9 protein-coding genes are annotated in these 9,800 nt (G+C 50.4%); 8 read left to right on the top strand and 1 reads right to left on the bottom strand.

All coding sequences use genetic code 11. The features are described 5' to 3' along the window. Positions 1-229: 229 nt before the first annotated feature. The 6 genes from AC4PME_RS20140 (at position 230) to AC4PME_RS20165 (ending at position 6,520) form a co-directional block, all read left to right on the top strand. Entirely contained in the window at positions 230-1,285 is a 1,056-nt protein-coding gene (locus AC4PME_RS20140; RefSeq protein ID WP_491046210.1) for a tetratricopeptide repeat protein, read from the top strand. A gap of 169 nt (positions 1,286-1,454) precedes the next feature. Next, a complete protein-coding gene (locus tag AC4PME_RS20145; RefSeq protein WP_491046211.1) occupies positions 1,455-2,363 on the top strand; it encodes a M14 family metallopeptidase in 909 nt (302 codons plus the stop codon). 90 nt (positions 2,364-2,453) lie between these two features. Next, complete coding sequence (locus AC4PME_RS20150; RefSeq protein ID WP_303574655.1) at positions 2,454-2,612, top strand: hypothetical protein; 159 nt, start codon at positions 2,454-2,456, stop codon at positions 2,610-2,612. 145 nt (positions 2,613-2,757) lie between these two features. Next, the gene (dusC, locus tag AC4PME_RS20155; RefSeq protein WP_491046212.1) at positions 2,758-3,708 is read left to right on the top strand and encodes a tRNA dihydrouridine(16) synthase DusC; all 951 of its coding nucleotides are present in this window, start codon (positions 2,758-2,760) and stop codon (positions 3,706-3,708) included. A 116-nt stretch (positions 3,709-3,824) separates the two neighbouring features. Beyond that, positions 3,825-5,246: an amidohydrolase gene (locus tag AC4PME_RS20160; protein WP_491046245.1), complete on the top strand. Its 1,422-nt coding sequence runs from the start codon at positions 3,825-3,827 to the stop codon at positions 5,244-5,246. Beyond that, positions 5,243-6,520, top strand: coding sequence for an amidohydrolase family protein (locus AC4PME_RS20165; protein ID WP_491046213.1), 1,278 nt, complete (start codon positions 5,243-5,245; stop codon positions 6,518-6,520). Before AC4PME_RS20160 ends, AC4PME_RS20165 begins: the two co-directional genes overlap by 4 nt. 138 nt (positions 6,521-6,658) lie before the next feature. Here the strand turns inward: AC4PME_RS20165 and AC4PME_RS20170 are convergent, their stop codons facing one another. Then, on the bottom strand, positions 6,659-7,327 hold the full coding sequence (locus AC4PME_RS20170) for an arylesterase (RefSeq protein WP_442858458.1): 669 nt from the start codon (positions 7,325-7,327) through the stop codon (positions 6,659-6,661). A gap of 22 nt (positions 7,328-7,349) precedes the next feature. Here AC4PME_RS20170 and AC4PME_RS20175 point away from each other — a divergent pair, with 22 nt between their 5' ends. Both AC4PME_RS20175 and AC4PME_RS20180 read left to right on the top strand, forming a co-directional pair. After that, the gene (locus tag AC4PME_RS20175) at positions 7,350-8,045 is read left to right on the top strand and encodes an ABC transporter ATP-binding protein (RefSeq protein WP_119500871.1); all 696 of its coding nucleotides are present in this window, start codon (positions 7,350-7,352) and stop codon (positions 8,043-8,045) included. A gap of 1 nt (position 8,046) precedes the next feature. Beyond that, a partial coding sequence (locus AC4PME_RS20180) for an ABC transporter permease (protein ID WP_491529744.1) occupies positions 8,047-9,800 on the top strand: 1,754 nt, incomplete at its 3' end.

A 9,800-nucleotide genomic window follows, 5' to 3' on the forward strand; every position in this document is an offset into this window, starting at 1 on the left:
GACACCGCCCTTTCACGGCGGTAACAGGGGTTCGAATCCCCTAGGGGACGCCATACAAGAAAGACCAGCAAATGCTGGTCTTTTTTTTGCCTTGAATTTACCCGCCTGAATTCTTCTGCGGGAACCGTGCTGGTGATCCTGCCATCATCACAGATTGTTACTTTTTCACATACTTTCCAACCTCTAATCTTGCTAGTCTGATAGTTGATTAATAAAAGGAATTATCGCTATGCAAGGAACGCTTTTCATAAAACGTTTGTCGACGGTCGCGCTTTGTGTGAGTGCGCTTACTTTTCCTGTTATTGCCAGTGCAGACACCCTGATTTCCGATGATGCACTGGACGCCTGGTTTAAGGAAGGTAAGTATGGCCAGGTCATCGCGATACTGAAAGATGAAAAGAACAAGTCGGCAGAGCGCTTTTCTACTTACATCTCTGCACTGATGAATACTGATCTGGATGACGCAGAAGAGGCAGCAGAAGATTTTATCAATGCCTATCCGGAAAATTATCGTGTGTACTTGCTTCATGCGAGTGTCATGGGCGCACAGGCAGGAGAAAGTATTTTTTCAGCGTTGGGCTATGCTAAAAAAGCCCGTAAGAGTCTGGAGAAAGCTATTGAAGTGGCTCCTGACGAAATCCGCACTTATCAGGCTCTTTTCCAGTATCACCTTTTTGTTCCATCCATAGCCGGTGGTGATATGGACACGGCAAAATCACTGGTGGCTGATATAGCAGCACTCGACCCTGACGAAGGACAGATTGCCGAAGCAAAATATCTGCTGGCCGGTGATAAAAAAGAGGAAGGTATTTCGCTTCTTAAGAAGCTGATAGGAAAACCTGAAACCCGAGTTTATGCCAGATACGTGCTGGGTGATCAATATATGAGTGATGAAGCTTACCCGCAGGCTATTGAAACCTTGCAGCCTTTGCTGACGCTGCGCCTTGAGGCCGCTTCTGAAGAAGATGAGTCTGCATGGGAGGCATACAGCGAGGATCGGTTTAATCAGTTATACGGTCTTTACCGCCTGGGGCAAACAGCGGTGCAGTCGGGTGAGTATACCGGTACCGGCATTCAGGCACTGGAGACTTATCTGAGCGAATTGCCCGAAGCCGGTATCGATACAGATGGCTTGCCTTCTCTGAACTGGGCGAATCTCCGGCTGGCTGAGTTGTACCTGCATGATAATAATAAGGAGCAGGCAAAACTTACCCTTCAGCGTATCAGCGGCAAAGAAGATGACCGCTTCAGTAAACTGCTTAAGAAACTGCAGAAAAAAGTCTGACTGTCATTTCAGGCTGACAGCCCGCCACAGTATGCGTGCCCGGTAATTCTCTGCCGGGCCGGATAACGTGATAAAGTGCATATTCATCTGACTCGCGATAACAGCAACTTTAAATGCCGTGATATCGTGTCAGTCAGAACATTGTTGTTAACAGAAACAAAGGTTGGATATGCAAGATTACCCTATTGGTACCCCCGGAACGCCCTGGTCAGACACAGAGAAAAAACAGTGGCTGGATGCCCAGTCTGTTAAACGTAGCTATAAAGAAGAAGTGATTGACCGGTTGCCCGCGGTACCTGAGAATTATGAAATCACACAGTATGGTGCATTACCTTACGACGAGTCCCGCTATCCGCTTTACGTCATCAAACCAAAGTTATTCGTTAAATCCCTGCCAACCGTACTTATTACTGGTGGTGTTCATGGTTATGAAACCAGCGGCGTACAGGGTGCACTGAAATTTGCCACAGACCATCTGGCTGAATGGCAGGACAAATGTAACTTCGTAATTGCACCTTGTGTCAGCCCATGGGGTTACGAAACGATTAACCGCTGGGATCCCCTGGCTGTTGATCCTAACCGCAGTTTCCGTGCGGATTCTCCGGCACCTGAAGCAGCCATGCTGAAAGCGATGGTTGATGCCATTGAAGAGCCGGTTCATATGCACATCGATTTACACGAAACCACTGATACTGATAACTCCGAGTTCCGGCCTGCCCTGGGGGCGCGGGATGGTATCGTTCAGGATGTCTGGGAGATCCCGGATGGTTTTTATCTGGTTGCTGACAGCGGGAAGGTTGAGCTGGATTTTCAGAAAGCGGTCATTGAAAAAGTGCGGGGCGTTACACACATCGCACCTGCAGATGAAAATGATAAAATCATCGGGGCAGAGGTGCTTTACGATGGTGTGATCAGCTATGACAAGAAATCCCTGTTTCTGTGCGGAGGCCTGACTGATGCGCCATACGTTACGACAACCGAGGTTTATCCCGACAGTCCATCAGCCTCTGATGAAATATGCAATGATGCTCAGGTTGCAGCCATCATAGGCGGTCTGGAATATATTCTGGCCGGTTAAGAACAAAATATTCTTTGTTTACACTTCTGGACGTTTGAAAGTATAGACGTCTAAATGTATAGTGTGCTTCCTGACTCAGCGAGGCACACTATGTATACTTTCAAAGCATTGATTTACGACGGCAACCGACAGCGCATCGTTTCTCACGATTGCGAAACCAAAGCTGAGTTCGAACAGTACCTGACCCGTGAGTTCGGATGCTACGTGTGTTTGTGGATTGCTCAGGACGTGAAAAACATCGCCAGTTAACCGGCGAACCTCGCAGTATCATCACTTCATATTGTATTACCCCTTACTCAACGGCTTTCATTTCATCTGTGGCAGGATGATTCGCTGCCTTTTCTCTGCTAAACTTCGCGCCCGTTTCTAAACCATACCGGCACAGTGTAACCACATGAGAATCTTACTTGCTCCCATGGAAGGGGTCGTTGACCATCTGATGAGAGACATGCTTACCCGCGTGGGTGGCTTTGATTTATGTGTGACCGAATTTGTGCGGGTGGTCGATCAAAAGTTACCGCATAAAACCTTCTATAAGCTTTGTCCTGAGTTGCATAATGGCAGTGTGACACCGTCTGGCGTACCGGTAAGGGTTCAGCTACTGGGCCAGCACCCTGAGTGGCTGGCAGAAAATGCGCAAACAGCAGTAGAGCTGGGTTCCCCCGGTGTGGATCTGAACTTCGGATGTCCGGCAAAAACCGTGAACAAAAGTAAGGGCGGGGCGGTGTTGCTGAAAGAAACTGAAACCCTTTACAACATTGTCAAAGCGGTACGGGAAGCCGTGCCGGCAGAGCAGCCTGTCACAGCGAAAATCCGGCTGGGGTTTGAGGATAAATCTCTGGCTATCGAAAATGCCATTGCTATTACAGAGGCAGGCGCGGATCAGCTTGTTGTGCATGCACGCACTAAAACCGAGGGTTATAAGCCTCCTGCTTACTGGGACTGGATTGCTAAAATTCGCGCTCACACCAATATTCCGCTGGTTGCTAACGGTGAAATCTGGCATGCCGGTGATGCACTGCGCTGTCAGGAGCAGTCTGGCTGTACCGATTTGATGCTGGGACGTGGCGCACTGGCCATGCCAAATCTGGCGCGGACTATCCGGGGCGAGCAGGCGGTTATGCGCTGGGAAGAAGTGGCGGATTTATTGATTCATTATTCTGGCTATGAGATTTACGGCGATAAGGGACGGTACTATCCCAACCGCATTAAGCAATGGTGTGGTTATCTTAAGCGTCAGTATCCGCAGGCGGAAACCCTGTTTAATGATATCCGTAAATTGCAAAAAGCGGATGAAATTGTCGCTGTACTGCATCGTCAGTCCTCGCATAGCAGCGTCGCTTAATCTCACCGTATATTGTTTGTTTTCCCGCAATTGTCTAGGTTATTAATGGGGAGGGCTTTTCGACAGAAACAGCCGCAATACTCATACTAAAAACGTAAACAATAAAAACGGAAAACATCATGAAACACACACCAACAAAGCTGGCCTTAGCGCTGGCTTGTCTGTGTTCCACTGTTTTAGTCGCTTGTTCCGACAAGCCGGCTGAAAAGGGAGAGCAGGCGCCTCATGTGTCAATCAACACCGATCCTTATCCCGGCACCTACACACCCATAGCCGGAAAGCCCACAGTCATTATCAACGTCACCATCCTGGATGGTGTGGGTAACCGCATTGAAAACGGCATGATTTATTTTGCTGACGGGAAAATCGTAGCAACAGGTGAAACGGTTGAATACCCCGCTGATGCGGTTGTTATCGACGGTGAAGGAAAGTGGGTTACTCCCGGTATTATCGACAACCATAGCCACCTTGGTGTTTATCCGTCTCCGTCAGTGGGCTCTACGTCTGACGGAAACGAAATGACGAAGCCGGTAACCCCGGGCGTATGGGCAGAGCATTCCGTATGGCCACAGGATCCCGGTTTCGGCCGCGCTCTGGCGGGTGGCGTCACCTCGCTGCAAATACTGCCCGGCTCAGCGAATTTATTTGGCGGCCGCTCGGTGGTACTGAAGAACGTACCAAGCCGCACTATGCAGGATATGAAGTTTCCTGATGCCCCTTACGGGATGAAAATGGCTTGCGGTGAAAACCCGAAACGTGTGTATGGCCAGAAAGGTGGTCCGATGACCCGTATGGGCAATGTTAAAGGTTACCGTCAGGCGTGGTCTGACGCCCAGGCTTACATGCGCGAATGGGATAAATACGAAGCGGATTACGATGCAGGGAAGGACCCAAAGGCCCCGAAACGGGATCTGGATTTAGAAACCATGGCCGGCGTGCTTAATGGTGACATTCTTGTGCATATGCATTGCTATCGCGCTGATGAAATGACGGTCATGATGGACATGATGAAGGAATTTAACTATCAGATTTCCTCATTCCACCATGCTGTTGAAGGCTACAAAATTGCCGACAAGCTGGCAGAAAACAATGTGTGTGCCTCCATGTGGGCCGACTGGTGGGGCTTCAAGCTGGAAGCGTATGACGGGATCCGTGAAAACATTCCGGTGGTACACGCTGCGAAAGCCTGTGCCATTGTACACAGTGACGACGAACTCGGCATTCAGCGCTTAAATCAGGAAGCGGCCAAAGCCTGGTCTGATGGTAAACGTGCCGGCATGGATATCTCTATGGCCGATGCGTGGCAATGGCTGAGCGCCAACCCGGCAAAATCACTGGGGATTTTTGATAAAACCGGTTCTCTGGAAGCAGGAAAGAATGCCGATCTTGTATTATGGACAGGGAATCCTTTCTCGACTTACACCAAAGCTGAACAGGTCTATATTGATGGTGGCAAGGCTTACGATCTGAAGAACCCGGATAGCTGGCCGTTAAGCGATTTTGAAGTGGGTCAGGTCGGTGAAGGAGATGTAAAATGAAGCGCTTATTATCACTTGCTGTTGCCGCAGCTCTCAGTACCGGTGTGATGGCTGAGAATATCGCCATTACAGGGGGGAAAGTACTTACCCAGACAGCACAGGGCACGATAGAAAACGGCACCGTGTTGATTAAAGACGGTAAAATTGAAAAAGTGACAGCTGGCGGCAACGTGCCGGCGGGCTATACCCGTGTGGATGCCAGCGGAAAAGTGGTTACGCCGGGCTTTGTCGGTGCGTTAACCTCTCTTGGCCTTGTTGAAGTGTCGTCTTGGGCGGGTGAGGTGGATTCTTCTGCCGGAGCAACGCCTGTCAGCACAACCGGTGCGGCTCTGGATGTCACATATGCGATAAATCCTGACTCCACGCTTATCGACGTAAGCCGTATTGAAGGGGTAACCTCAGCGGCAACGACGGTACAGTACACTGACATGTTATTCCATGGCCAGGGTGCGGTGATCAGTCTTGACGACAACGCAGAGATATTAAAAAACAAAGCCTTCATGGTGGTGAACGTGGACGGTAATTCAGCCGACAGCCACGGCGGCTCAAGGGCAGCATTGTGGGTGACACTGGAAGCGCTGTTTGATGAAGTCAGCAGCACGAAGTCCGTGCCTTCACTGACTTCAAGCTGGGACGGTATTAACGCCCGTGCAGATATCAAAGCGCTCAAAGGTGTTGTCAGCGGTGATGTACCGTTATTCATCGAAGCCGACCGTGCAGCAGATATCCGCCAGGTGCTGGCGTTTAAAAAGCGTCACGCGGCCATGCATCTTGTGTTACTGCATGGCGTGGAAGCCTGGCGTGTTGCTGATGAACTGGCTGAAGCCGGCGTGCCGGTTATTCTTGATCCGCAGCTGAACTTACCCGGTAACTTTGAGCAGTTAGGTGCGACGTTACATAACGCAGCAAGACTGGAAGAAGCCGGTGTGAAAGTCGCTATAGGTATGGAAACTCACAATATCCGTCTGGCTGCCCAGCATGCCGGGAATGCTGTTGCCAACGGCCTGAGTTATGAAGGTGGTATCGCCAGTCTTACTTCAGTTCCTGCCGCGATTCTGGGTGTGGACGGTCAGGTTGGTTCACTTGCTCCCGGCAAACGTGCCGATGTTGTGATCTGGAGTGGTGATCCCCTTGAAGTAACAGAAGTGGCGGAACAGGTCTATATTGAAGGTGAAGCCATTGAAATGTCTTCCCGTCAAACCAAACTTCGTGACCGCTACATGAAACTGACAGAACAACCTGCAGGCGTGACTTCACATTATGTGAAGCCGTAAAGATGTAAAACAAACAAGAGGATGCCGGGCATCCTCTTTTTTTGTGAGCAAATAAGGTAATGAAAAGCGGGATATCTGACTGGTTTATGCGGATGCTTTCTGCCCGGGCAGAATAGGTCACCCGCTAAACTGGCGGGCTCAGCTCCGGTTCAGAATGAGCGGAGCGAGTTGCTGAGCCATAAACTGTGCAATCATTGGCTGGGCTTCTGCATTAGGATGAATGCCGTCGTTTTGCATTAGTGATTTATCCAGCGCTACCTGTTGCAGGAAAAACGGGATTAAATTTATGTCATTTTCCTCTGCCACCGCATCAAATGCATTGGCGAACATCTGTGTGTAGCGACGCCCGTAATTTGTAGGAATTTCCATATCCTGTATGAACACAGTGGCCCCCGACGCTTTTGCCAGCTTAACCATTTCGTTCAGGTTGGATTTCGTCTTTGTGACCGGGTGACCTTGTAATCCGTCATTACCACCCAATTCTATAAGTACATGTGTTGGCTGATGTTGTTCCAGCAATCTGGGAAGTCTGGCAAGGCCACCGTCGGTGGTTTCTCCGCTTATCGCGGCGTTTATTACATCAATCTGATGCTGTTCGTCATTCCAGATATTTTGTAACAAACTAACCCAGCCTTCCTGTTGCTTTAAACCATAGCCTGCACTTAGGCTATCACCCAGGACTAACAGTTTGAAATGCGGTGATGTTTGCTGATTTTCTGACGCAGCGTGCAGATGATCTGAAACCACCAACAGCTGTAAAAATAAAAGAGCCCATGCAAAAGCAAAGCGGCGGTATCGTTGTAACAAAAACACGGCAGTGACAACTCCTATGATTAGCACCCGAAATATTACGAAAACAGTATCTACGAGTGAAGGTGAGCTTCAGATCCTTCAACCAATTTCATTCGAAGTCAAGGCAGGTGAGTCTGTTGCCATTGTCGGCGCGTCTGGTTCCGGCAAATCCACTTTACTGAGTCTGCTGGCAGGGCTGGATGAAGTGAGCAGCGGAGAAATCCATCTCGACGGCGCTCCCCTTCATACCATGAACGAAGAAGCGCGGGCACGGCTGAGAGGGGAAAAAGTCGGGTTTATTTTCCAGAGCTTTATGCTGGTGCAAAGTCTGACAGCCATCGAGAACGTCATGCTGCCTGCGGAGATTTCAGGGCTAAGTGACGCGAAAGGCCGCGCGAAGAAAATTCTGGAGCAGGTGGGATTGTCCCACAGAGCGCATCATTATCCTAATCAGTTGTCCGGCGGCGAGCAACAACGGGTTGCTATTGCAAGGGCATTTATCGGTCAGCCAAAAATCCTATTTGCCGATGAGCCTACAGGTAATCTAGATGCTGCCAACAGTGAAAAAATTGAGCAGCTTTTATTTCAGATGAACCGTGAACTGGGCACGACACTGGTGCTGGTTACCCATGACAACGAGCTGGCACTGCGTTGCTCACGACAACTGACGATGCAGGCGGGGGAACTGACCGAAACTACGGTATCATCCGGTCCTGTCGCTGAGGAAGCCTGATATGGGGATGGCATTTAATTTAGCGTGGCGTTTGTTTAAGCATGAGGCCCGGCGGGGTGAACTTACCATTATCCTGCTCGCTATTGTGTTATCAGTGGCGTCGGTGTTGTCACTGTCGTTGTTCAGTGAGCGCCTTCAGGGCGCACTGACCGAGCGCTCTGCCAGCTTTATGGCTGCAGACAGTCAGTTACGCGCCTCTCAACCGGTGGACCAAGCCTGGATTGCACAGGCGCAAACGGACGGGCTGGGCACGGCTTCACAGGTCGCCACCCGTTCTATGGCATTCGGTGAAGAGCAGATGTCACTGGTGGATTTGCGTGCCGTAGACGGACACTATCCGTTAAAGGGTGAAATTCTGGTGACGGACTCGCCGTTTGGAGAGGCGAAGCCGGCTACAGGTTTGCCTCAACCCGGCGAAGCGTGGATAGATTCGCGGTTATTTCAACTGCTGGATGTTGAGCCCGGCGGTACCGTTTATGTGGGCGATGCCGCATTTACAGTGACGAATGTGCTGTCCGAAATTCCTGATGCTGGTTTCAGCATTTTTTCAACTGACCCCATCGTATTAATCCGTGAAGCCGATTTACCGGCTGCAAATATCACCGGCCCCGGCAGCCGGGTGACGTACAAAGCTTATTTTACCGGTGATACGTCACAACTCGACACGTTCTATGAGTGGCTGCGTCCGCAGCTTGATGATGAAATTCACCGCTGGCAGTCTGTTGAAGATGATGAATCCCCGGTCGGCCGCTCGGTGAAGCGCGCCGAACGTTATTTCCTGCTCGCCAGTCTGCTTGCCATCATTCTGGCTGCGGTGTCGATTGCCGTTGCCGCCCAGCGATACAGTCAGCGTCATTTTGACCCTGTAGCCATTATGAAAACACTGGGCGCGAGCAAAACCACAATACGCCGCATTTACACCATGCAAATTTGTTTTATCACTCTGGTGGGCATCGTGATTGGTATTACTGCCGGCGTTATTATTCAGCAGATAGTGGTGACGGCGCTGGCTGATCAGGTAGATGTATCACTGAATGTATGGCACTGGCGACCGGTGTTAATTGCTGTCTTTACCGGTGTGGTTTGTGCGCTTCTGTTTTCACTTTATCCCTTACTGCGCTTATTTTCGGTGCCGCCGCTGCGGGTACTGCGCCGTGATGTTGGCGCAGGAATGAGCTCAAAATCCCTGCAGTTTCTGGCTGCGGGTGGTGCAATTTTCTTACTGATGTGGACGTACAGTCAGGACTTGAAAATCAGTGCCATTCTGTTTGTGTCCGGCATTGCGCTGGTCGCCGGTTTGCTGCTTGTTACGCTGGGTCTTATCCGTGTGGGACGCAAACTGGGCAGCGGCAGCATGGGACCGTGGCAGCTGGCGTGGGCCCGTATCCGCAGACGCTCCATGGATAACAGTGTGCAGCTTATCAGTTTCTCTGTGACCTTATTGTTGTTGCTGGTAGTGCTGGTTATGCGCAACGATATGGTCGCGCAATGGCGGGCACAGTTGCCAGAGGGCACGCCTAATTATTTCCTGATCAATATTACCCAAAGTCAGAAACCTCAGCTGCAATCGCACTTTGAGCAGGCGGATGTGGAAGCTTCTGACTTTTATCCCGTTGTACGCGGGCGGTTCGTTGCGGTGAATGATGACCGTGTGAATACAGAAGTTTCGAAAGAAGACAGGGAAGGTCCCCGTGAAGGCAGGGACGGTCTGGGCCGTGAAGCGAATCTGACATGGAGTAACACCCTGCAATTTGG

It is taken from the genome of Alteromonas sp. (assembly GCF_984505615.1).